Source organism: Proteiniclasticum ruminis (assembly GCF_900115135.1).
GTDB classification, from domain to species: Bacteria; Bacillota; Clostridia; order Clostridiales; family Clostridiaceae; genus Proteiniclasticum; species Proteiniclasticum ruminis_A.
This window is the reverse complement of the sequence record NZ_FOVK01000009.1, coordinates 1-22,430: the sequence shown is the minus strand read 5'-3', so window position 1 is coordinate 22,430 and position 22,430 is coordinate 1. Positions and strand designations below refer to the sequence as shown.

General features: G+C 44.7%; 24 protein-coding genes. 18 read left to right on the top strand and 6 right to left on the bottom strand.

What is annotated here, in order from left to right; genetic code table 11:
• Positions 1-39: 39 nt before the first annotated feature.
• On the bottom strand, positions 40-924 hold the full coding sequence (locus BM243_RS11515) for a radical SAM/SPASM domain-containing protein (RefSeq protein ID WP_242943550.1): 885 nt from the start codon (positions 922-924) through the stop codon (positions 40-42).
• A 591-nt stretch (positions 925-1,515) separates the two neighbouring features.
• On the opposite strand from BM243_RS11515, the gene BM243_RS11510 reads away from it, so the two are divergent.
• The 4 genes from BM243_RS11510 to BM243_RS11500 are packed head-to-tail and all read left to right on the top strand — an operon-like array spanning position 1,516 to position 2,944.
• A complete protein-coding gene (locus tag BM243_RS11510) occupies positions 1,516-2,082 on the top strand; it encodes a TetR/AcrR family transcriptional regulator (RefSeq protein WP_074912507.1) in 567 nt (188 codons plus the stop codon).
• A 46-nt stretch (positions 2,083-2,128) separates the two neighbouring features.
• Entirely contained in the window at positions 2,129-2,503 is a 375-nt protein-coding gene (locus BM243_RS11505; protein WP_083422777.1) for a YggT family protein, read from the top strand.
• A gap of 34 nt (positions 2,504-2,537) precedes the next feature.
• Complete coding sequence (locus BM243_RS15280; protein WP_177213514.1) at positions 2,538-2,690, top strand: hypothetical protein; 153 nt, start codon at positions 2,538-2,540, stop codon at positions 2,688-2,690.
• The gene (locus BM243_RS11500; protein ID WP_074912506.1) at positions 2,666-2,944 is read left to right on the top strand and encodes a hypothetical protein; all 279 of its coding nucleotides are present in this window, start codon (positions 2,666-2,668) and stop codon (positions 2,942-2,944) included. The genes BM243_RS15280 and BM243_RS11500 overlap by 25 nt, the downstream gene beginning before the upstream one ends.
• Before the next feature lie 633 nt (positions 2,945-3,577).
• On the opposite strand, the gene BM243_RS11495 is transcribed toward BM243_RS11500, so the two are convergent.
• Both BM243_RS11495 and BM243_RS11490 read right to left on the bottom strand, forming a co-directional pair.
• The gene (locus BM243_RS11495; protein WP_074912505.1) at positions 3,578-4,777 is read right to left on the bottom strand and encodes an FAD-dependent oxidoreductase; all 1,200 of its coding nucleotides are present in this window, start codon (positions 4,775-4,777) and stop codon (positions 3,578-3,580) included.
• A gap of 12 nt (positions 4,778-4,789) precedes the next feature.
• Entirely contained in the window at positions 4,790-5,776 is a 987-nt protein-coding gene (locus BM243_RS11490) for a helix-turn-helix domain-containing protein (protein WP_074912504.1), read from the bottom strand.
• 255 nt (positions 5,777-6,031) lie between these two features.
• Between BM243_RS11490 and hypB the strand changes: the two genes are divergently transcribed.
• The 8 genes from hypB (at position 6,032) to BM243_RS11445 (ending at position 14,736) form a co-directional block, all read left to right on the top strand.
• The gene (gene hypB / locus BM243_RS11485; RefSeq protein WP_074912503.1) at positions 6,032-6,694 is read left to right on the top strand and encodes a hydrogenase nickel incorporation protein HypB; all 663 of its coding nucleotides are present in this window, start codon (positions 6,032-6,034) and stop codon (positions 6,692-6,694) included.
• 3 nt (positions 6,695-6,697) lie between these two features.
• Positions 6,698-9,472 carry an FAD-dependent oxidoreductase gene (locus tag BM243_RS11480; RefSeq protein WP_083422776.1) on the top strand — a complete coding sequence of 925 codons (2,775 nt, stop codon included), beginning with the start codon at positions 6,698-6,700 and terminating at the stop codon, positions 9,470-9,472.
• Between the two features lie 12 nt (positions 9,473-9,484).
• Positions 9,485-9,826, top strand: coding sequence for a hydrogenase maturation nickel metallochaperone HypA/HybF (locus tag BM243_RS11475; RefSeq protein ID WP_074912502.1), 342 nt, complete (start codon positions 9,485-9,487; stop codon positions 9,824-9,826).
• A 15-nt stretch (positions 9,827-9,841) separates the two neighbouring features.
• Positions 9,842-10,768, top strand: coding sequence for a DUF5692 family protein (locus BM243_RS11470; RefSeq protein WP_074912501.1), 927 nt, complete (start codon positions 9,842-9,844; stop codon positions 10,766-10,768).
• Between the two features lie 159 nt (positions 10,769-10,927).
• On the top strand, positions 10,928-12,061 hold the full coding sequence (locus BM243_RS11465) for an iron ABC transporter substrate-binding protein (protein WP_074912500.1): 1,134 nt from the start codon (positions 10,928-10,930) through the stop codon (positions 12,059-12,061).
• Positions 12,062-12,064: 3 nt separating this feature from the next.
• A complete protein-coding gene (locus tag BM243_RS11460; protein WP_074912499.1) occupies positions 12,065-13,147 on the top strand; it encodes a FecCD family ABC transporter permease in 1,083 nt (360 codons plus the stop codon).
• Positions 13,148-13,163: 16 nt separating this feature from the next.
• Positions 13,164-13,904, top strand: a complete 741-nt coding sequence (locus BM243_RS11455; RefSeq protein ID WP_242943555.1) for an ABC transporter ATP-binding protein — start codon at positions 13,164-13,166, stop codon at positions 13,902-13,904.
• Between the two features lie 346 nt (positions 13,905-14,250).
• Positions 14,251-14,736 (top strand): hypothetical protein, encoded by a 486-nt coding sequence (locus tag BM243_RS11445; protein ID WP_074912496.1) that lies wholly within the window; start codon positions 14,251-14,253, stop codon positions 14,734-14,736.
• Between the two features lie 159 nt (positions 14,737-14,895).
• On the opposite strand, the gene BM243_RS11440 is transcribed toward BM243_RS11445, so the two are convergent.
• On the bottom strand, positions 14,896-15,204 hold the full coding sequence (locus BM243_RS11440) for an MGMT family protein (RefSeq protein WP_074912495.1): 309 nt from the start codon (positions 15,202-15,204) through the stop codon (positions 14,896-14,898).
• Positions 15,205-15,230: 26 nt separating this feature from the next.
• A complete protein-coding gene (locus BM243_RS11435; protein WP_074912494.1) occupies positions 15,231-16,049 on the bottom strand; it encodes an alpha/beta hydrolase in 819 nt (272 codons plus the stop codon).
• A 214-nt stretch (positions 16,050-16,263) separates the two neighbouring features.
• Here BM243_RS11435 and BM243_RS11430 point away from each other — a divergent pair, with 214 nt between their 5' ends.
• From BM243_RS11430 to mcrC, 6 genes are all read left to right on the top strand, one after another.
• Entirely contained in the window at positions 16,264-16,635 is a 372-nt protein-coding gene (locus BM243_RS11430; RefSeq protein WP_074912493.1) for a hypothetical protein, read from the top strand.
• Positions 16,632-16,775 carry a hypothetical protein gene (locus BM243_RS15275; RefSeq protein ID WP_177213513.1) on the top strand — a complete coding sequence of 48 codons (144 nt, stop codon included), beginning with the start codon at positions 16,632-16,634 and terminating at the stop codon, positions 16,773-16,775. The genes BM243_RS11430 and BM243_RS15275 overlap by 4 nt, the downstream gene beginning before the upstream one ends.
• Positions 16,776-16,894: 119 nt before the next feature.
• Entirely contained in the window at positions 16,895-17,557 is a 663-nt protein-coding gene (locus BM243_RS11425) for an NHL repeat-containing protein (RefSeq protein WP_074912492.1), read from the top strand.
• A 133-nt stretch (positions 17,558-17,690) separates the two neighbouring features.
• Complete coding sequence (locus BM243_RS11420; protein WP_074912491.1) at positions 17,691-17,999, top strand: hypothetical protein; 309 nt, start codon at positions 17,691-17,693, stop codon at positions 17,997-17,999.
• A 56-nt stretch (positions 18,000-18,055) separates the two neighbouring features.
• Complete coding sequence (locus BM243_RS11415; RefSeq protein WP_242943549.1) at positions 18,056-20,233, top strand: AAA family ATPase; 2,178 nt, start codon at positions 18,056-18,058, stop codon at positions 20,231-20,233.
• On the top strand, positions 20,230-21,276 hold the full coding sequence (mcrC, locus tag BM243_RS11410) for a 5-methylcytosine-specific restriction endonuclease system specificity protein McrC (protein ID WP_074912489.1): 1,047 nt from the start codon (positions 20,230-20,232) through the stop codon (positions 21,274-21,276). The genes BM243_RS11415 and mcrC overlap by 4 nt, the downstream gene beginning before the upstream one ends.
• 182 nt (positions 21,277-21,458) lie before the next feature.
• On the opposite strand, the gene BM243_RS11405 is transcribed toward mcrC, so the two are convergent.
• A partial coding sequence (locus tag BM243_RS11405) for a flagellin (protein WP_074912488.1) occupies positions 21,459-22,430 on the bottom strand: 972 nt, incomplete at its 5' end.

Below are 22,430 nucleotides of genomic sequence, written 5' to 3'. Positions count from 1 at the left end.
GTAAGATAGGCTGATGGAAACAGAGCCTGAAGACTAGGATTATTTTCCAAAGCGTTTCCGGTAGCCGCATTTTCTGCAGAGCTCTTCCACGGCGGTTCGTCTTGTGAACCCTTCTGCCAGGTTCTTTGCTCTTTCTGAAGAGAGAATGGAAGAAAAGGACTGCTCTTTTATATTTCCAAGGTTTATGATGCCTTCTCCATCCAGGCAGCAGGGCACCACAGTGCCATCGGTGAGGATTCCCACCTGGTCTTTCAGGCCATAGCAGAATCCTTCTCCATCATCTTCCTCTTCGGTTAAGGCCGGCCACTGGAACTCATGGTCCTGATTGATGTAGATCCCGTTTGCAAGTTTCAGGCCACGTCCTGGCTGTACTTTCTCTTCAATCGGATGGTCCAAATGGAACTCCTTTTCGATGATTTCCAGAAGGGCTCTGTTTTTTCGGTGGGAGAGACGTAGAAGATCTTCTCTATCAATGTTCCAGAACCTCAAGGAAACCATGGGGCGTCCTTTTTCGGAAGCCTCTTTGGCGAAGTCCAGAATGCTTCTCATGTAGGAGTCCTTGTCACGTTCTCCCTCATTTCCATCCAGGCTGTGGAGGGAGAAGTTCATCTGCCTTAGTGCAGGTTTACGGAGGAGCATCTCCTGGTGCTTGGAAAGCAGGGTGGCGTTGGTGGTGAGATTCACCTGGATGTCATTCTCCATGCAGAGATCCAGAAGCTTTTCAAGCTCCGGATGAAGGAGAGGTTCTCCTTTCACGTGGAGATAGAGATGGTCGGTGTAGGGTCTGACTTCATGAAGCCTTCTCTCAAACTCCTTCACAGACAGGAAGCTTTTGGGGCGCTTCGTTTCTGGGCAGAAGCTGCAGGAGAGATTGCAGGTGCTGGTGATTTCCATATAGATTTTCTTATATTTAGGCACGTTCATTCTCCATCCATTACATTTAATCATCTGAATTGATTTTAGCATGGAATTGGAGTTTCCACACTAAGCTTCAGCGAACTCATCCTATAGAAGTGTACAGGACTCAAGAAGGCAATATGGGTCTGCGGGGGCGTGTGGTATTAGAATTGTGCGGTAAGTCAGAAGAATAGTGGGAGAATCCTTTCATAGACAAAGAGAAGCAGATAAGATAGGTGGGCTCTTACGAAAGCTCTCTTAAAAGATGTACATGAATACTCAAAAAGATATTGCATAGTTTTAAAATTTGTGTTATTATAAAGTTTTATTAAAAATAGGCACGAACGATGATTTAGTGCTATAATGTATTTAGGAAGAACCATCGATTAAAGTATGAATAGGAAATGGGGAGAAGATGACAAAAACTTCTTTCTTGATTTCGGAAATAAGATGGGTGGAAAAGCCCTTTTTTAATTCAGTAAACTGAATGAACGTTCATTCAGTTTATAGTTCAACATCTAGTATTGATAAGAGTACCTTCACATTCCGTTGGCAAGGTACAGGTTGATTATTCAGAATATTTCGCATACTTGTCACGTGAGATGCGGAGGAGATACCATGAATAAAAAGGAGCTGATTCGTCTTTCTGCCACCAAGATTATTGCAGAAGAGGGATTCTACAAGACTAAGGTTCAAGATATTGCAGATGATGCGGAGATTGCTGTTGGAACCGTATATATCTATTTTAAGAATAAAGACGATATTCTGGACTATATATTTGAGTCGCAGCACACCAAGATGATTGAGTTTATAGAGAAACAGGAGAAACAGGAGATCTCTCCTTTGGAAAAGATCAAGAGAATTCTGAGGTACCATTTTACGGAAATGGAGAACAATCCTGATTTGGCCAAAGTGTTATCTCAGGAAGGTACAGGACCACTCAAGAATAAAGAGAGCGAAATGAAAGACGACTCCCTTGGGGTTCCGGATATCTTTCAAAGAATGCTGGAGGAGTCTAAAGAAATCAGAGAAATCCGGGATATCGACGCTGAGATGTTTGGCTATGTGATTTTCTTTGTAGGTCGCGAAACAGCCTATTTGCTCCAAATAAAGGGAAAAAAAGACAGATACTACAAGGCCTTTGAGGAGCTTCTCACATTCATTGTGAATGGAATCAAAGTCTGACATAGCACTTTCTGATGCGATCACATGAAAAAAAGGAGGAATAAGGATGGAAAATAGAACAAGACAAACCGAAATTAGAGAGACAAAAAAAGAAAGCCATTTGGCGCAAACCGTGGCCAGCTTGCTTTTTGGAACCGTAGAATTACTTTTGCTGTTTCGACTGGTATTTAAGCTGTTGGGAGCAAATCCAGAGAACCCAATTGTTCAGGGGGTCTATGAGATTTCACAGTATATTGTTGGGTTATTTGAAGGGATTTTCTCTGATATCTCCATGTTTGCGATTGGAAACACTGCAGTCTTTGAACCAGCATCGGCCATTGCCATGGTTACAGTGGCCTTTGTAGCCTGGGGCGTGCTGAAACTACTGAAGCCACGTCAAAGCCAGCGCTATGAGAAAAACCAATATGAAGACCCTAAATAGCATGGAGTCTTCTGCCTCGGTAAGGAGGAATCTCATGGGGCAGTATGATGAAAAGGCGGACTTAGAAGACATGCGTTCTTTGCCTATGAGCGGGAAGCGTTTTAGAAAATATCGGATCGCACTTGCTGAACTCTTGTTCACAAATAAAATGGAGGATGAACAATGGATAATTTCAAAAGAAGAATAGAGCGTACATTTAAAGATACAAAGAAATCTGCAGAAAAAATCAAGGATAAGACCGACGATAGAATTGACGAAATCAAAGGTAGAGCAAAAGAAGAGATCAGAGATGTGAAGGAGAGCGTAATAGACAACATTCGGGATGTAAAAGATCAGAGACGGGCTGAAATGATCAGAGATAAAGCAGAGGATAAAGCGGAGAAACTAATAAAAAAAGCGGAGAAGACAGCAGATAATCTTCTGAAGAAAACTGATTTTTAGGTCAAAGAATCGGTATCCTGATTAAAACAGTTTTCACGTCAGCGAAAGGGCCAGATTTGGAAAATTTGAGCAATGAATCGGCGCAGCTGTTATATCAAAAAGAGCTCGCAAAATAAAAGGTTGCGTTCATCTGCGACACCGGATGAAAAATCTTCACAAGAAAGGAGAATTTACTATGAACTCCAATAGAGCATGGGGATTACTTGGTACTGTTCTGGTTGTGGTATTGATCATTTGGATCGTTCAAAGAATACTGTAGTTGCAGCAAGTTATAAAGACCCTTCGCTGATTTCAGGGATCATTGAATCGTATAAAGTTCTAAAGATCTGAGCAGTTCAAGGGTGAGCAGCACTAAACACATCGGAACCGGATTGAATGGATGAAGTAAAGGATAAAGCGAAGTTCGCCTTATCCTTTTTTTTGGTGTACGCAGGATGGAAAATGGCGAAGTGATGAACCCCTCAGGTGGCCGATACAAAATACTTGAAAAGGGTAGAATAAAATGTTTCAGAGATGAACTTGAAATAAGTGTACAAAAAAACGTTGAAAACATGATGAAATCTCTCTGCTTCCAACGTATTTCTATTCATAAGTTCTAAAAAGTCAAAAAGAGTATTTCTATGTCTTTTTCATTCAGGAAAAGCGTTCTTGGATGAAGGTTTTGATGGCCTCATAGAGATGGGAGATGGAAGGTTTTGTCATGAGGGTTCCAGTGAGGCAGATGGGGCTCTTTTTCTGATGCTCCAAAAGCTGCCGATAGAAGTCCTCCGTGAGATTATGGGTTTTCAGGTGGGGGAAGATATACCACTGCTTGGCCATGATGAGATGCTTCACTTCAATCCCGGTCCTTATAAGATCCTCTGTGATGTTCTCCGCTAAGTTTTTAGTAAGGTGTCCATAGGTGTAAGCCACCAGGATGGTTTTCTCTTTGTCTTTATAGACATTGAAAAACTGAAGACACTCTTTCTTTCCTGCATTGGCTTTGTAGTAGGTGGTGACGATGTTTTTGTTCTCCACTTCATAGGTGCAGGTGACGTAAGGGTTTGTATCAATCTTTTTCATGAGATCATTGTAGAGATCATCTTTCAGCACATCCTTGGGAAGCTTCGTGGTCACCAGCACCTGATCATAAAGTTCTGTATGAAAGGCTGTGTCGATCCGCACTTTATCTGAGACAGGTTCCACCTGGATCACTTCAGCCCCATACCGGATGTCTTTCAGATGCTCACTGAGCTTTTCCATGAGGCGCTGCATTCCTTCATCCACAAACAGAAGCTTGTCTCCCCGGATGATGGCTTTGATGGTCTGGGGATCAAAGGTGTGGAGAGCATAGTAGGCTGGAACCTCCTCAATGGCCCCAAAGCCGTAGGCAGAAAGATGCGGTGCGATGACTTGTCTCATCATGGGAAGGTCATGCATCGTCAGAAAGTCACAAAGAGGCATCTTCAGATGCCCGAATTCTCCATAAAAAGGAGAGGACTTCTCGGAAAAGTGCGTGCTATAAAGCGCCTCATACCTGGGGAGCTCTTCTATGAGCTTTACCACTTCCTTATGACTCAGCTGCTCCACTTTCTGGTGGTTCTCATCGAGGAAGTTTCTGTAGGTGAACCTCTCGGTATAGGAAATGTCGAGCTCAAGAAGCAGCTCTTTCAGATGGGGAGAAAAAGCTGCTGCGGTTCCGATTTCCACCGTAAGGCCATGGCAGTACAGCGTTCTGAGATGGCCTCCCAGAAGATTTTCTTTTTCATAAACAGTAACGTGGATGTCTTTTTTTTGTAGAAGGTACGCGGCCAGAAGGCCGCTGAATCCTCCACCGATGACAGCGATGTGCATAGATTGTACTCCTTAATAGTCCCGGTCCATATAGGCCCATAGTGGAAGAATGGTTCCCACCCCGATGGATCTTCTGTGAAATTCCAGAGGGGAGAGAAAGAGGTCTTCATAGAGCATCTGATGGGACAGATTATAGCGTCTGATTTCTCTTTGGAGGGCGATCTTCAGGGAAGACAGAGGTTCTGACTGGGAGAGCCTTGGCATCAGGGCCGATAGACAGACTTTCGTGTAACTTTCCCGAAGGGAGAGGATTTCTTTTGGCAGAGCATCGCTTTTCAGAAAATGGAGCTCAGGATCAAATCCGCTGGCATGAAGGATCTCATGGACCTTTTCTTCGAAGAGGTTCCTGTTTTTACACTGAAGCTGGGCATCTTCTAAGAAAACCAGATATTTTGTCTGAAAGCCCAGGTTCTGGGCCACAGGCAGCGCTGCTGCTGTGAGAAGATCCTCGAAGCAGTCCATGGAAAGTGTTTCATAAAGCCGGGAACAGGCGATCCTGCTTTGGTAGTCGATGATGCTGTAGATATAGAGCGGTTTTCCATCCTGCCAGTATCCGCAGGCAGTCAGAAAGAAAAACCAGCACTCTCCACTTTTGGAAGCCTCATAGGGAAGGGTTCCTGAAGTGGACTTTGGCAGCTTCTTTCTGGAAAAAGCCATGCGCTGCTCCCGTCTTGAGAGATTGTGGCGTTTCATGATGTTGTACACCGCAGACTCACTCAGAGGGACATCAATCTCCTCCAACAGGTACTTGATTTCCCTTGGACCCAGAGCAGGATAGGTCCGGATGAGGGTGAGCACCTTCTCCTCCAGAGCCTTAGGTGTCCGGTTTTTGGGAGACGTAAGGGCTTTCCTTGTCCTCAGCCCCTCCATGCCCTTGGTTTCATAGCGGTGGAGCCACCGGTAATAGAGGGTCCGGGAGATGCCATATTTCTCACAGGTGGCAGTGATGCCATATTTCTGACCTTCTGCCAGGATGTTCTGCTTCTCTTTGGAATCCATTTGTACCCCCCATTTCTGCTATACATGATTTACTAAAACTTTAACATAATACAAGGCTTTATACAATGTAGAAAGAAAATTTTACTTTGGACTGGTGTGTACACTTCAGTGAATATTCCCTATTTACAAGGACTCTCCATCCATTGTAAACACATAGGTAAAGTAAATTATTGTTAATTTTAAGACAAAAAGGGCGGTTGTTACTGGAAAATCAGATTGTTATAATCATGTCAAATAAAGGGTTGAGGTGTAGAAATGAGTGAGCTGAAAGTCTTTTCCATCAAGAAGAATATCTATGAGGACAACAAGAAAGTGGCAGAGGAAACCAGAGGATTTTTAAGAGAAAATGGAGCCTTCATGGTGAATGTCATGTCTTCTCCCGGCAGCGGAAAAACCACCACGCTGGTGAGTACGGTGAAAGCGCTGAAAGAGGAGATGACCATCGGGGTCATTGAAGCGGATGTGGACTCCGATGTGGACGCAAAAACCGTTCAGGAGGCAGGTGCTAGAGCCGTGCAGATGCACACAGACGGACTGTGCCACATTGACGCCACCATGGCGAGAGCTGGGGTGGATGCCCTGGAAGTTTCGGATCTGGATCTGGTGTTTCTGGAGAACATTGGAAACCTCATCTGTCCTGTGGGCTACGACACTGGCGCCATGAAGAACATCGCCATATTAAGCGTACCGGAGGGAGACGACAAGCCTCTCAAGTATCCCATGATCTTCGCCAAGGTGGATGCGCTTCTCATCAGCAAGATGGATGTGATGCCCTACTTTGATTTTGACATGGAAGCGCTGAAGGAAAGAGTGTATCACCTGAACAAGGACATTGAGATCTTCCCTCTCTCGGCTAAGACCGGAGAAGGAATGGAAGCCTGGACAAACTGGATCAGAAAGCAAATGGGAAGGATGTAGAACATGGCAAAAAAACAGGAAAAAACAAATTTCAACAAGTCCAAAAACTTTAACTTTGCTCTGAACTGGGCAGATGTGGACGGCAGAGAGTACCGACAGGAGATTGTGGACCTGGCGAACAAGATCGGCAGAACCAAAGCGGGAACCAGCCGGGAGGCCATTCCTTTTGGTCCGGAGTATTATGCTCTGGCACCCATCCTTTCTCCCTATGAGGCAAAGATCGCCCTTCATGTGTCTTTTAGAGACAAAAAGAGTGCAGAAGAGATCGCAGCGGCCGCCGGAGAGCCTTTGGAAAAAGTGAAAGAAGCTCTGCAGCATCTGGCCTGGACCGGGGTGACCTTCTGGAACACCGTGGATGGGGTGGATGTGTACTGGCATGACATCTTTGTGCCTGGACATCTGGAGATGATCAACAACAACAAAGAACTGGTGGCAAAATATCCGGAAGTGGCAGAGGCCTTCTACTTCTTCGGCAGCAAGAAAGGACCCATGGCCGCAGGCATTATGCCCATTGGCGGTGGCCCCATGAGAGTGCTGCCCATCGAGCGTGCCATTGACGGAAACTCCAAGAAGGCCAGCTACGAGGAAATCTCCAAGCATCTCAACGAAGCCCATATCTTCTCTGTGTCCGACTGCTCCTGCAGAACCTCCAGAGAAGCCATGCATGAAGGCTGCGGACATCTGAAGGAAGAGATGTGCATTCAGCTGGACCATGCGGCGGAGTACTACATCAAAACCGGAAGAGGCCGGGAGATCACAAGAGAAGAAGCTTTTGAGATCATCCGAAAGGCAGAGGACAACGGACTCATGCACTCCGTGCCGAACCTGGATACGCCTGGCCATACCCATGCCATCTGCAACTGCTGTGGATGTGGCTGCTATGCCATGAGACTGGCCAATGAGTACTTAAACAATGACATCGTGCGTTCCAACTACAAGTCTGTGGTGGACGAGTCCAAATGCGTTGCCTGCGGAGAGTGTGTGGATGTATGCCCCACCAACGCCATCAGGCTTGGACAGAAGCTTTGCGCAAAGACGCCTCTCGATGAGAAGATCACAAAAGTAACCCCTCGAAATACTGAGTGGCAAGAGGACAAGTGGAACAGCGATTACCGGGTGAACCGGAAGAACACCTTAGACTCCGGAACAGCCCCTTGTATCACCAAGTGCCCAGCCCATATCCCGGTGCAGGGGTATATCAAGCTGGCTGCCCAGGGGAAATACACTGAAGCATTAGAACTCATCAAAAAGCACAACCCCCTGCCAGCAGTCTGTGGCAGAGTCTGCCCAAGACTTTGTGAGGAGGACTGCACAAGAAGCGCTTATGATGAAGCGGTGGCGGTGGATGACATCAAGAAGTTCATTGCAGAGAAGGACCTGGAAGCAGGTACCCGCTATGTGCCAAAGAAGCGTCATGACTACAGCGACAAGAAAGTGGCCATCATCGGATCCGGCCCATCGGGACTCACCTGTGCCTATGATCTGGCTATGGACGGCTACGATGTGACGGTGTTTGAAAAGGAAAAGAGACTGGGCGGTATGCTCACCTTAGGCATTCCTTCCTACCGTCTGGAAAAAGATGTGGTGGATGCGGAGATTGAAGTCATCAAGGGTCTGGGCGTGAAGTTTGAGACCGGTGTAGAAGTGGGCAAGGATGTGACGATCGCGCAGCTGAGAGAAAGAGGCTTCCATGCCTTCTACGTTGCCATTGGGGCTTCCTTAGGAAGAAACCTGGGTCTTCAGGGAGAAGAGCTTAAAGACGTGATGCACGGCGTAGAGTTCCTGAAAAAGATCAACCTTGGAGAAAATCCAGGGGTATCCGGCAAGGTCGTTGTCATCGGCGGTGGCAATGTGGCCATCGATGTGGCCAGAAGTTCCATCCGGCTCAGCGATGTAGAGAGCGCTGCTCTTTACTGCCTGGAGCCAAGAGACGCCATGCCAGCCCACGAGGAAGAAGTGGAGGAAGCTCTGTCTGAAGAGGTCTCCATCCACAACAGTTGGGGTCCTGTGCGCATTCTTCATGACGGCGTGAAGGTCACGGGCGTGGAGTTCAAAAAATGCATCTCCATCTTTGATGCTTCGGGAAGATTTGCCCCTGCCTATGATGAGACGGACACCATTATGGTTCCGTGTGACCATGTGCTCTTATCTGTGGGTCAGACCTATGGATATGGGGATCTTCTCCAAGGAGAGGATGTTCTTCTCACAGAGCGTCAGACCATCAAGGTGAATCCTGTGACGCTTCAGTCCTCCAAGGCAGACATCTTCGCCGGCGGCGATGTGGCCAGCGGACCAAGACTTGCCATCGATGCCATTGCAGCAGGTAAAGAAGCGGCCATCTCCATCCACAGATTTGTCCAGAAAGGACAGTCCCTGGTCTTTGGACGGGACAACCACTCCTACATCATGCTGGATAAGAGCAATCTCAAGGAGATTGTGGACTATGATGGCACAGAGCGTCAGAGAACTGCTGCAGTTTCTGGCAGAGTAGCCAGAGATACTTTCAAGGATTTAAGAGGGGTCCTCACAGAAGAGCAGATTAAAAAAGAGTCCTCAAGATGCCTTGGCTGTGGTGCCAGCAAAGTGGATGAGTATCTTTGTGTAGGCTGTGGCGCCTGCACCTTACGATGCAAATTCGGTGCCATCAGTCTGGAAAGAGTCCACGATGTCAAGGGCTTTGAGCTGGACAAACTGCCAAAGTCTGTGATGAAAAATGCCATTACAAGAAAAGCGAAGATTACACTGAACAAGATCAATCCGTTCAGTGAAACCAGATGATGGGGTGTTTGTATGCATGAGCTTGGTATTGTCTATGAAGTGATCCGTGTGGTGGACAGCTTTGTCCTGGAAAACCAGCTATCCAAGGTGGATAAGATTGTGCTGGAAATCGGCCAGCTTTCCCAGGCCATTCCAAGATTCATCGAGGAATGCTATCCGGCAGCGGTGAGCGGCACCGCCTATGAAGAGACAAAGCTTGAAATCCTCACTTTACCGGCCATGGCCAAGTGCCATGGCTGTGGGGAAGATTTTAACATTGTCACCCACCGCCGCATCTGTCCTTCCTGCGGGGGGAGTGCTTATACACTTCTCTCCGGTCAGGAGTTCAACATCAAAGAAGTCGTTGCGTATTAGTGAAAGGAGCTTATCATGGGATTTTTATACGAAGGTTTAAATGTACAGAGTTTCCTGGCCCTGGTGGTTTTTATCGCCGCATTCCTTTTCTTAAATGAGATCAGCAGAAGATCTAAAACCGTATCGGTGCTGATGTTTGTCCTGCTTCCAGTGCTTCTGGCCATAGGGATCTTTTATGGCCCCTTGGGTTCTCCCACTGGAAAAACCTGGTTCGGATGGGTGAAGGTGGTATCCGCCCTCATCGGTGTCTATGGATTCCTTCTCATCCGCTTTACAAAGCTTGGCACAAAGAAGTTTGCTGCAGTTTTTCCAGCAGCCATCCTCTCCATCAACATTGCAGAGGCCGTATTCAGAGAGCTGGAGATCTTTGTCACCTATAAGACCCTGACGGTGGACGCAGGCGGCATAGTGGTTCAGGGCGGTCCCTGGAACATTCTAAATGCCATTGCCGGAGTTTTCACCATCATCACCCTCACAGGATTTGTGGGCATCCGGGTGTCCAAGGACAAATCCAGAGACATGATCTGGCCGGATATGACCTGGCCTTATGTCATCGGCTATACTCTATGGAATTATGCCTATGTTTATAACTGTATCTCCACCCGGTCCCTCTATGCGGGATTTGGTATTTTAACCGCCGCAGTCATTGCGGAGTATTTCTTCAAGCGGGGCGCATGGCTGCAGCATAGAGCACAGATTCTGTCTCTTTATGCCATGTTCTCTCTGTCAGTGGACTTCCAGACGGCTTCCTTTTTCAAGGTGATCCCTACCTACAGCACCGGAGCCCTCATGAGTCTTAGTGTTCTGTCCTTTGTGTTCAACCTGGGTGTATTCTTCTTTATGGTGTACACCGTGAGGCAGAGAAAGGTGAACCCTATCAAGCAGGAGCTTTATGTGCATACCGATGCCTACAAGAAGACCTTAACCGCCAACGGACTGTAGAAAACATCATAGAGAAAGTTAGAAGGTTTCCCCTGAAACCTTGCAGTGTAGAGATATCGTGGATGAAGCAGGCACCTTATACAGGTGCCTTTCTTCTGACATGAAGTGGCAGAAGCAGACAAAAAGCAGACCAAATCGTCTGGTATATAGGAGAACAGTATGAAGAAAAAGTTAAAAAGCATCCTACTGATGGGGCTTGCCTTGAGTGTCCTCACAAGCTTTACTGGATGTGGAGAAAAAGAAACAGTGGAGAAGGACGTGCTGGATGCGCCAGCTTCGTCCAAGACGAGAATCATCACCGATGCGGTGGGAAGAGAAGTGGAGATTCCAGTGGATGTGGAAACCATCATCTGCCTGGGCTCAGGAGCCCCAAGACTTGCGGCGTATCTTCAGGCCATGGATATGGTGGTGGGCAGCGAAGCCTACCTTTCTGAAGGGGTCAACATTAGACGAGACTATAACCCCATCCACCGGGAGGATCTTTTAAAGCTTCCCGTGGTAGGCGAAGGAGGCGGCAGTGGACAGAACAACGGATTCTCTGAAGAGATCATCCTGGTTTCCCCGGATGTCATCATCGCAGGCTTTGATTATGAGGCAGCAGAGGAGCTTCAGGCTCAGACAGGAATTCCCGTGGTTTCAGTCCGGCACAGCACCGGCCTTTCCCCGGAGTCTTTTTACAAGGCTATGAGAGTCTTTGGAGAGGTCATAAAGAAGGAAGACCGAGCAGAGGAGATCCTAAGCTATATGGACACAATGCTTTCAGATCTTACGGCGCGTACGGAGAATGTGCCGGAAGAAGAGAAGCTTCGGGCCTATGCAGGAGCCGTGACCTTTAACGGCAGACGGGGCTTTTCAGGCACCTACTCCAAGTTCGGCATCTTTGATGCCCTCCATGCGAAAAATGTGGCGGAGGATGCTGCCATAGAGGGCTTTTATGAGGCGGATCTTGAAAAGATCATGACCTGGGACCCCCAGGTGATTTTCCTCGATCCTGGGAATCTCGATCTTGTGACGAAGGAGTATCAGGACCATCCGGAGTATTTTGAAAATCTGCGGGCGGTAAAAGAGGGACAGGTCTATACCATGCCGTCTTTCAACAATGCAGGCACCAATTTCACCTATGCCTTTCTCAATGCTTACCATGCCGGAAAGATTCTTTATCCGGAAGAGTTTCAGGATGTGAACCTGGAAGAGAAGGCAGAAGAGATCTTCATGAAGTTTCTGGGGGTCAATCTCTATGAAGAGATGGTGGCAGGTGGCCTATATTATGGAACCATTCAGCTGGGAGAGTAGAAAATGAAGACAGTACGGAGAGAAGAGAATACCAGAACAGGCTATCAGCGCTATACCAGAAGAAAAGCGCTCTTTCTTCTGGGTCTTCTTCTCACGGCTATTTTTATGGCTCTTTTGTCACTCTCTGTGGGGTCTTCCGGGATGCCGCTGAAGGATGTGGTAAATACTCTTCTTGGAAGAAGCGGCGATGCATCCATGAGGACCATCCTCTTTCAGGTTCGTATGCCCAGGGTCCTGACGGCGGTGGTGGTGGGCATGGCCTTGGCCCTTGCAGGCTGCGTCATGCAGAGTGTTCTTCGGAACCCCTTGGCCTCTGCGTCCACCTTGGGGGTTTCCCAAGGGGCTTCCTTTGGTGCTGCTGTGGCCATTGTCTATTTTCATGCGGGGAGCAAGGCTTCTGGAAACGCTCTTTCCAGCATCACCTTCACCAATCCTTATATCATTGTGATTTTGGCTTTTTTAGGAGGAATGACTACCACGGTGCTGATTTTATTTCTCTCCAAGGTCCGTGGGGTCTCCCCCACGGTGATGATCCTTGTGGGCGTTGCCCTCAGTGCCATGTTCAGCGGTGCCACCACCCTCATCCAGTACTTCAGTGACGACGAGATGGTGGCGTCCATAGTCTACTGGACCTTTGGTAGCCTTGGCCGGGCAGGAAGCGAAGAGATTGCGCTCATTTTCATCACGTCCCTCTTGTCTTTTTTCTACTTTTTTTACAACCGATGGAACTACAATGCCATGGAAAGCGGTGTTCAGACGGCGAAGAGTCTGGGGGTTCCTGTGGACCGGCTGATTCTTGTGAGCATGTTTCTGGCCACCCTGATCTCTGCCACGGCCATAGCCTTTGTGGGCACCATCAGCTTCATCGGTCTCATTGCTCCCCATATGGTCCGGAAGGTTGTGGGCAGTGATTACCGCTTCCTCCTTCCAGGCTCTGCCCTTCTTGGCAGCGCGCTGATGCTCTTTGCAGATCTTCTCTCAAGGACCGTGAGAACGCCTGCGGTGCTCCCCATCGGGGCCATCACATCCTTTTTGGGCGCGCCTCTTTTTCTCTACCTGATTCTGAAGAAAGGAAAGCGGAGGTGAATGTAGTTTGATTCAAGTGGATAAGATTTCTTTTTCCTACGGAAAAACTGAGATTCTGAAAGATGTGAGTTTTCGTATGGGAAAAGGAGAGTTTGTGGCCATTTTGGGCAATAATGGCGCAGGAAAAAGCACCCTTCTCTCCTGCCTCTGCAAAATCCGGGTACCCAGCCATGGAAGTGTGTATGTGGAGGGGAAAAGCATGCTGCCTTTATCTTCAGCGGAGCGGGCAAGGCAGATGGCTTTTGTTGCTCAGAAGAATGAGATTCATGAAATGACGGTGTTTGATGCGGTGCTTCTTGGCAGAAAACCCCACATGAAGTGGGGGGTCTCAGAGGAAGATCTTCTTCTTTGCGAGGAGACTTTGGAAAAGGTAGGCCTTTCTCCCTTTTCCCTTCGGTACATTCATGAGCTTTCCGGAGGAGAGGTCCAGAAGGTGATGATTGCCAGGGCTCTTCTTCAGAATCCAAAACTTCTTCTTCTGGATGAGCCCACCAGCAGTCTGGATCCGAAAAACCAGGTGGAAATGATGGGGCTCGTGAGAGAGATTACGAAGGAAAGAGGCATTGGCAGCCTTGTGGTGATCCATGACATCAATTTAGCCCTTCGGTACTGCGACCGGTTTTTGTTTCTGAAAGACGGAAAGGTTCATGCCTATGGAGAGGCTTCCATCGTGACGCCGAAGATCATGAAAGAGGTCTATGGGGTGGAGTCAGAAATCATCAGTGCCTTTGGCAGAAAAACAGTACTTATAGGATAAAGGCATAGGAAGGCGTCTTCCTATGCCTTTGTCTTTTCTGATATGACATATTAAAGGGACTTAGAGCATATCCAGGGTGACGCTTTTTTTCGGGGCTGGGAAAGCCTCATTCAGATGTGTAAGGCCTTCTTCCATGAGGCTCACAAGCATCTGATGAAGAACAGGATAAACAGGATAGCCTTTCGGGTACTCGTTTTTGCAATGAACAGAAAAACCTCCTTGATTCTGCAGGTAAAGTGAAAAACACATATATAGTCAGAAAAAAACAAAAATATGACATAAATTCCTGATAAATTTGAACCATAGAAACAATCTCAACAACAAACAAATTTAGGAGGAAAAGAAAATGAAAAACAAAAGAAACATCATTGCAGCAGGTGCTCTGTCTCTAGCCATGGGAGTGACTTCCATGACCGTGTTCGCAGCCGCAAAGTACGACTCACCACAGGAGGCTTTAGCGGGTATGACAGGAAAGTCTGTGGAGGAAATTGCTGAACTGAAGACAGCCGAAAATACCTATGGCTCCATTGCGGTTGATGCAGGCGTACTGGATGAATTCAAAGCAGAACTTTTTGAGCAGAAGAGAGAAGTCGTTGAGGAAAGAGTGACAGAAGGCAGGATTTCTCAGGAAAATGCAGATGCTCTGATGGAAAGAATTCAGGAACATCAGGCAGACTGTGATGGCGAAGGCAATCCTGGTGATAGACCGATGGCAGGTGCTGGACTTCAGTTCGGAAATGGAGCTCAAAATGGGCAAGGATATGGAAGCGGCCTAAAGAATGGTGAAGGTCTTGGTAACGGCGGAGGCAATGGGTTCGGACGTAACAGATAACAGTTCATCCCTTCAAGCAAAAAGCAGTCAGAGTTTTTAAACTTTGACTGCTTTTTACGATGTATGCGAAAAGAGTAAGATGAATATGTACTTACTTTTGAAAGCCTTATTAGTAATGAATAACAAGATGCTCAGTGCCTCACAGGGGATTTTGGCATCCTAGATCTCCCACTGGGCTTTTTTCAGATCCACCTGATTTTCACTTTTAAATGGCACGTCCTCTTCGAGTAGAAGCTCTTTCTGCTCTGGAAAGCTGGGAGCCAGGCGTCCCTCATGATTCACCACCCGGTGACAGGGATAGCTTCCGTAGTATTCGGATCTTTTTAGGACACTGCCCACAAGCCTTGCGTTCTTTTCTCTTCCGATGAGACGGGCAATCTGGCCATAGGTGGCTACGTTACCTGGCGGGATCTCTTCTACCACGGAAAGAATCTCGTAGATGAGGTTTTCATTGAGAATGGTACTCATGGCTGTTCTCCTTTTTTGGGGTTCTTCTATAGATTCTGAAGCCAGGTCTCTACAAGGTCAATCCAGTTCTGGCATTCTTTCTGATCGCAGGTGTGAGCAACGTTATCGGTGATGTGGTTTGCTAAGGAAAGTCCATGTCCGCCTTTTTCATAAAGGTGAAACTCCACCGGGATCTTCTTTTTCATCAGTGCCTGGACAAAGACCAAGGAATTTTCTGCTGGAACCGTATCATCTTCAAAGGTGCTCCAGAGAAAGGTTCTAGGGGTATGGAATCCTACATGGTTTTCCAGGGAAACCTTCTCCAGGAACTCTTTTTCCTGCCAGTTGTCTCCTAGGAGGTTTCGGATGCTTCCTTCATGGCGGTGGGGTTCGTATGCGGTGATGACAGGGTAGCCTAGGATGAGGCCGTTTGGACGGAGATTCTCCAAACTCGCCCCGGTGCTTTCTGACAGCATTGGGGAGTTCCAGTAGACTCCATAGCTTGCAGCCAGGTGGCCTCCTGCAGAAAAGCCCATAACAACAATCCTATTCTCATCTATGTGCCACTCTTCAGCTTTTCCTCTTAAGAGCGTAATGCTGCTGGCCACTTCTCTTAAAGCCACAGGAAAGCGGGCTGGTGCCACAGAGTATCGAAGCACCGCTGCGTGATGGCCCATGGACATGATCTTGAGGGCAACGGCTTCCGCTTCTCTGTCGGAGGTTCTATGATAGCCTCCACCGGGGCAGATGAGGACTAATGCTCTTTTCTTTACGGGTATCTCGGGAGAGTACTCCCAGAGATAGGTGGTAAGTCTGGCGTACTCCTGGGAGCCCTCTTGTGTGATCTTCATGGTTTCGTGTATCATGCTGCTTCTTCTCCTTCGGATGGACTGCTTCTTTAAGATAAATTGTAGCATCCTGGGAGGGGACTTACAATTTACTCTGAAAGAAGGAGAAAAGAATAGAAATTTCATTGAGTTATAGCTTTGAATATATTAGGATATAGATAGAGATAATATATTCTGAATTTACTGAAGTTTGAGATTGATATCCCTATGTGAAATGGAGAGGTGTACGTGTATGAAGAGAAGATGGATCTATAGCAGTTTGTTTTTGATCTTTCTGGTTCTGGGAGCTGTTATAGCCTATGTCCTTCCTTACGAAAAAGAGATAGAAAGTACGCTGAGCGGCATAGAAAGAAGCTTCAGTGCAGGCGAGGATGCGGTCATGGAGGTAACCATCCGCGGAACGGCCAAGTACCGCTACTTTACGATGAAAGAGTTTGAGGGGGAATTTACTTTTTCAGACAGTTCTCATCGATGGAATGGCAAACACGTTCTCATTCATTTTCATCATGAAGAGGGTGACGTCAGTCTCTACGAGAAGGGAAATCAGCTGAACTCTATGCAGCATGGGGATATGTTTCTACAAAGAATTTCGAGGAAATTGTGATGCTTTTTCATGAGGAAGGGAGTCAGCCAAGAATAGATGAGTTCTTTGTAGCCCCAGCTCAGAATCGGGAAGAGAGTGTGGAGCTTTCTGAAAAGCTCAGTGAAGGTACCTGGTTTTCAGAGGTGGACTGGAATCGATAAGAATTAAATGGATGTTCGTTTTTTAAAGAAGATAGATCGAAGTATGAAATAATCAGTGGTTTGAGTTATCTTCACTGGATGTCTTTGTTTGTAATGCTAGTGGAGAAGGAGTGGTCTATTTGAAGTTAATCAGTGAAAGTGTTGCAGGGATCTTTAGTAGCAACAAGGAACTTTATTATGCGGCATCAGATGATTATGGAAACAGAGAGTACAGAAGATATCGTGGTGAGATTGAGGAAATCACTGAAGAAGAATATTTTAAAGCCTTCAATGGGGATCTTTATGAACCCATGGTGGATAGGTTTGGTGACAGGAGTACTTCAAGGTGTTGGGACCAAGATGGTTCTCTCTATGTGTGCTATTATCAGGAATCTGTCATCTACAAATTTGATAGAAGTGGGTCCCTTATGAGGAAATATGAAGAGATGGGACAAGTTGATACGATTTATGACATTGCTGTGTATGGGAACTCCATATGGTGTGCTTACCCTACATCCCACACTGTAAAAAGATTCTCTTTGGATGATGGAAGTTTGGAAGTTTCAATTTCTGATGGAGAAATTGGTATGGATCGAGGAAGCCTATTCTGTTATCCAGAAAGTCTTACTCTACTGGGAAATATGCTCTATGTTTCGGATAGGGGGAATGAGAGGGTATGCAGGATCAATCTGGATACTTTAGAGGTTGAGACCTATCTAGAATTGGATGGTCCTGTATTTCAGTATGAATGTGTTGGGGATGAAGAGTTTGTTCAAATCAGTAATGAACTTTATTTGGTATGAGTTTCTTTTATAGTTTGAACCGAAAACTTTATAGAGAGCGTATTTGTCTATAAGGACTGTGTGGATGGTTAGTGTATGGAATAGTCTTCAAGATTATATTTCAGCATCCATTATTTGTGAGGAGGGCAAATATATGCATAATGAGGAAAAAAAGGACAATCTAAGATTGCTTCTAGAAAAAGATACTTCGAATGAGAGTCATTATTACTATTGTTTGCAGCGGTTTGGTGATCTTAATGGTGACTATAGAAGCTTATTATCGACAGACCCGATTAATGTAGATATAGAACTATTGAGACTTCCAGATGCAAACTATGAGCTATGTGTTGCATTATTAATTATGTTACTGCGTGAAAGTCATTGGATTGAAGGGTCATTTGAAAGAAGGTATAGAAATGGTGAAGTTCAACAAATAATAAGTAAAATGATTACATTACTCTGATAATTCCATGTTAAAGTAAAGATAATATGAACATAAAAAATACTGGAGGGAAAAAATTGGAAACAAAACAGTATGATTGGGTAGATCTTTACAAAGAGTTCTCACATCTTCTATTAGGCTTTAGGAGACAAAGAGAGGAGCTTATCACTAAAGTTGAGAAGATTTTTAAAGATACAGGAATCAGTATGCCGACATTGGATAAAGATAACCAAATTACAGATATAGACCCATTTACAATATTTGGTTTGTTTAACAAGAGTTCGATGAAAGAGTCAAACCGTTTGAAAATAATTGAATCAGTTGCAGAAACGTTTGGAGTACAAGCAGATATTCCAACGTCTTTTGACAGTGTTCCAGTATTAAATAACCAAAATGCTACTTTTTATGACTATGTTGGTGAACGTGGGGAGAGTGATATTGAAGAATTGTGGGATTTGTTTGAAACTGCTATGAAGTATGCTGATAATCCTACAGAAGGAAATCGAAAAGTGCTATCGAAGTATTTTGATCTCGTGATCAATAAAAAAGGAAATGGCAATAGTAAAGTTACTATGGCACTTTACTGGATTGCTCCGGATTCTTTCCTCAATCTTGACCAACGTAACTCTTGGTATATATACGAATCAGGGAAAATACCTGGTAAAGTCGTATCCTCTTTACCTAAAATTGAAAGTAAAATTCCTTCTGCGAAGTATTTTGAAATAATTAATATACTTCTGAGCTACCTTAATAGTGGTGAGTGCAGTTTAAAGGATTTTAAAGAGCTATCATTTGAAGCATGGAGATATTCTGAGGAAGTGAATCAAAAAATAAAAGATGATAAGACTACTCGTGATGAGAAAGGCGCTGGCTTAGCAGACGAAGATGTAGATACTGTTCATTATTGGATCTACTCACCCGGGGATGGTGCGGTTAAGTGGGAAGATTTTTATCGGCAAAATGTTATGGGAATAGGGTGGAGCAGGATTGGAGATTTAACTCAATATACAAGCAAAGACGAAATGAAGGTTGCCATGAAGGAGAAAATTGACCCATCAAAACCATATAGAAATGCTGCCCACGCTACTTGGCAGTTTGCAAATGAGATGAAGCCAGGTGATATTGTTTTTGTGAAAAAGGGAATGCATCAGCTTATTGGTCGAGGTATAGTAAAATCGGATTACTTTTTTGATTCTTCAATTGATAGTGACTATTCTAATTTTCGAGAGATGAATTGGACAGATAATTACATAGATGAGCCTAAGGATCACCCAGGACAAGCAGTCATGAAAACTTTGACGGATATCACATCATACACAGATTATGTGGAAAAATTAATTACACTATTTGAAAAGGATGAAGATAATGATGAAGTTGAGGTTCCCGATATTTCCTACCCTCTTTATGATAAAAAGAGGTTTCTTGATGAAGTATATATGGATGAAGACAAATACAATACACTTGTAGGACTTGTAAAAACAAAGAAAAACGTTATTCTTCAAGGTGCACCGGGGGTAGGTAAGACATATGCGGCCAAGCGCTTAGCCTATTCAATGATGGGGGTTAAAGATCAGGAACGTGTGATGATGATTCAATTTCACCAGAGCTATAGCTACGAAGATTTTATTGAAGGGTTTCGTCCTACTTCTGCAGGAGAAGGATTTGAAATTAAGAAGGGCTCCTTCTATAACTTTTGTAAAAAGGCAGCAGATGATCTGGACAATGATTACTTCTTCATTATTGATGAGATAAACAGAGGAAACCTGAGTAAAATATTCGGTGAACTTTTTATGCTTATTGAGAACGATAAACGTGGGAATGCACTGCAGCTCTTATATTCTGATGAGAAGTTCTCAGTACCCAAGAATCTCCATATCATTGGTATGATGAATACTGCAGATAGAAGTTTGGCTATGCTTGATTATGCACTTCGCAGACGGTTTGCATTCTTTGAAATGAAGCCAGGATTTGAATCTGAAGGTTTTAGAAACTACCGTATGAGCTTAAATAGCAAGGAATTTAATAATCTTATAAACACCATTGATAATTTGAATGGTGTTATTACAGCTGATGAGTCTCTCGGTGAAGGGTTCTGTATAGGCCATAGCTACTTTTGTGAGCTAAGAGAGATCAGTAATTCGATGCTTTCGAATATTGTTGAGTACGAGCTCATCCCATTACTGAAGGAATACTGGTTTGACGAACCGCTGAAAATTAAAGATTGGACAAATTATTTAAGGGGTGCTATTAAGTGATACCCGTACAGAATATATATTATATGCTATCTTATGCTTTCCAAGTGCTGAATGAGCAGGGATATAAAAATGTATCTACCGAAAAATTTAGTAATGTTACAGAACTATGTGCAGCAATTTTGACAAAAGGTATTTCTCTGCAATTAAAGAGAGGTCTTGGAAGAGAATACATAGGGGAATCTGATGCTTTATCTTCTATTCGAGGAAAGATTGATATTTCTGAATCGATAAAAACTCGGACTATGTTAAGAAAGCAATTGGTTTGTGTGTATGAAGATTTTTCCGTGAACTCTTATATGAATCGAGTTATAAAATCCACAGCCGAGCTTCTACTACGCTCGGATATTTCCCCGAAAAGAAAAAAGGAATTACGTAAACACCTTGTGTTTTTTAGTGATGTTGAGATACTTAATGTTTACAACATAAACTGGAATTTTATTTACAACAAAAATAATCAGACGTATCAAATGCTTATTTCAATATGTCATCTAATAATAAATAGTCTACTGCAGACCACCTCTAGTGGAACAAAAAAGCTTATGGATTTTCTTGATGAACAGCATATGTCCCGACTGTATGAGAAATTTATTCTAGAGTATTACAAAAAAGAATATCCTGAAGTTAATGCAAGAGCATCCCAGATTCCTTGGCAGTTGGATGATGAGATAAATGATATGCTTCCCATTATGCAGACTGATATCATGCTTACTAAAGATGAGAAGACACTGATCATTGATGCAAAGTATTATTCAAATACGACGCGAGCACGATATGATGTTCGTAAGCTTCATTCTGGGAATCTATACCAGATATTCACGTATGTTAAGAATAAAGAGAGACAATTAAGAGATCAACCACATGAAGTGTCAGGTATGTTACTTTATGCAAAGACAGATGAAACTGTACAACCAAATAGTACATATAGGATGAGCGGCAATAGTATAAGTGTCAAAACTCTAGATCTGGGTTGTGATTTTTTTGAAATTACGACTCAACTCAATTCAATTATTAAAGAGTACTTCGGGATTAATGAAATTGGTTAGTTTGATAGAATAAGTACTTCACTTATGATATTCTTCAACGTAACAGGGATAAGTGAGGTTTTCTAGAGAAAGCTTGGGGATCGCACTTATAAAGTAATGAGAGGTTAGGAGAAAATGAATACTGAGGACAAGAAAAAAGGTAGGCAGTTCAAATGATGAACTGTCTACCTTTAATATTTTGATTAGCCGAGTAACTGAAGTACTCCCTGTGGCATCTGGTTAGCCTGAGCCAGCATAGCCGTAGAAGCCTGGTTCAGGATGTTGTTCTTTGTGAACTCCATCATTTCCTTAGCCATGTCTACGTCTCTGATTCTGGATTCAGCAGCTGAGAGGTTCTCAGATGTTGCTGTCAGGTTGTTGATGGTGTGGTCCAGTCTGTTCTGAACAGCACCAAGCTTGGATCTTTCTGCAGATACGGATGTAATAGCATTATCGATTGTTGTGATGGCCGCATCGGCATCAGCCTGTGTAGATACATTAATTCCCTTATCTCTATTATAGGTGGCATCAAGTGTTGTGCTTGTGGTTGTATTAGCAGGAGCAGCTGCGATTGCTGTGCCTGCTGCAAATCCAGTTGCTTTCTCAACGATAAGTCCTTCAATTGTGCTTAATGCATCAGCTATGGCTCCATGAGTATCAGCTATTGTACCAGGAGTACCTGCTCCCTGTTTCAATGTAACTGTGATTTCATCACCAGATCTTGTAGCTGTTGTTTCTGTGACAGCATCATTTCCAGCTGCTGCAAACTTGATTGTAAGGGCTGTATCACCATTAACTGCTCTTACGTTTAAGTTTGCGACACCGGTAACAGCTGTAGCTGATCCAACTTTGCCTTCTACTCCGAGTGCATTTGAGCCCATATCAGCAATGGAAACTTCCATTGCTTGGCCTTCATTGGCACCAATGTGAAGCTTTTTGCTTGCAAAGTCTCCTGTAAGAAGCTTCTGAGTATTAAACTCAGTGTTTTCGGAGATTCTTGTGATTTCCTGGGAAAGCTGATTCATTTCTTTTTGAATCTCATCTCTGTCGGAGTTTGTATTGGTATCATTGGAGCTCTGTACAGCAAGTTCTCTCATTCTGTTCAGAATGGAGTGTGTTTCGTTAAGAGCACCTTCTGCTGTCTGGATCAGAGAAATTCCGTCCTGTGCATTTCT

What these genes read in the sequence shown, in the direction of transcription:
- BM243_RS11515 (WP_242943550.1), bottom strand. Translation starts at nt 924, where the DNA reads ATGAACGTGCCTAAATATAAGAAAATCTATATGGAAATCACCAGCACC.
- BM243_RS11510 (WP_074912507.1), top strand. Translation starts at nt 1,516, where the DNA reads ATGAATAAAAAGGAGCTGATTCGTCTTTCTGCCACCAAGATTATTGCA.
- BM243_RS11505 (WP_083422777.1), top strand. Translation starts at nt 2,129, where the DNA reads ATGGAAAATAGAACAAGACAAACCGAAATTAGAGAGACAAAAAAAGAA.
- BM243_RS15280 (WP_177213514.1), top strand. Translation starts at nt 2,538, where the DNA reads ATGGGGCAGTATGATGAAAAGGCGGACTTAGAAGACATGCGTTCTTTG.
- BM243_RS11500 (WP_074912506.1), top strand. Translation starts at nt 2,666, where the DNA reads ATGGATAATTTCAAAAGAAGAATAGAGCGTACATTTAAAGATACAAAG.
- BM243_RS11495 (WP_074912505.1), bottom strand. Translation starts at nt 4,777, where the DNA reads ATGCACATCGCTGTCATCGGTGGAGGATTCAGCGGCCTTCTGGCCGCG.
- BM243_RS11490 (WP_074912504.1), bottom strand. Translation starts at nt 5,776, where the DNA reads ATGGATTCCAAAGAGAAGCAGAACATCCTGGCAGAAGGTCAGAAATAT.
- hypB (WP_074912503.1), top strand. Translation starts at nt 6,032, where the DNA reads ATGAGTGAGCTGAAAGTCTTTTCCATCAAGAAGAATATCTATGAGGAC.
- BM243_RS11480 (WP_083422776.1), top strand. Translation starts at nt 6,698, where the DNA reads ATGGCAAAAAAACAGGAAAAAACAAATTTCAACAAGTCCAAAAACTTT.
- BM243_RS11475 (WP_074912502.1), top strand. Translation starts at nt 9,485, where the DNA reads ATGCATGAGCTTGGTATTGTCTATGAAGTGATCCGTGTGGTGGACAGC.
- BM243_RS11470 (WP_074912501.1), top strand. Translation starts at nt 9,842, where the DNA reads ATGGGATTTTTATACGAAGGTTTAAATGTACAGAGTTTCCTGGCCCTG.
- BM243_RS11465 (WP_074912500.1), top strand. Translation starts at nt 10,928, where the DNA reads ATGAAGAAAAAGTTAAAAAGCATCCTACTGATGGGGCTTGCCTTGAGT.
- BM243_RS11460 (WP_074912499.1), top strand. Translation starts at nt 12,065, where the DNA reads ATGAAGACAGTACGGAGAGAAGAGAATACCAGAACAGGCTATCAGCGC.
- BM243_RS11445 (WP_074912496.1), top strand. Translation starts at nt 14,251, where the DNA reads ATGAAAAACAAAAGAAACATCATTGCAGCAGGTGCTCTGTCTCTAGCC.
- BM243_RS11440 (WP_074912495.1), bottom strand. Translation starts at nt 15,204, where the DNA reads ATGAGTACCATTCTCAATGAAAACCTCATCTACGAGATTCTTTCCGTG.
- BM243_RS11435 (WP_074912494.1), bottom strand. Translation starts at nt 16,049, where the DNA reads ATGATACACGAAACCATGAAGATCACACAAGAGGGCTCCCAGGAGTAC.
- BM243_RS11430 (WP_074912493.1), top strand. Translation starts at nt 16,264, where the DNA reads ATGAAGAGAAGATGGATCTATAGCAGTTTGTTTTTGATCTTTCTGGTT.
- BM243_RS11420 (WP_074912491.1), top strand. Translation starts at nt 17,691, where the DNA reads ATGCATAATGAGGAAAAAAAGGACAATCTAAGATTGCTTCTAGAAAAA.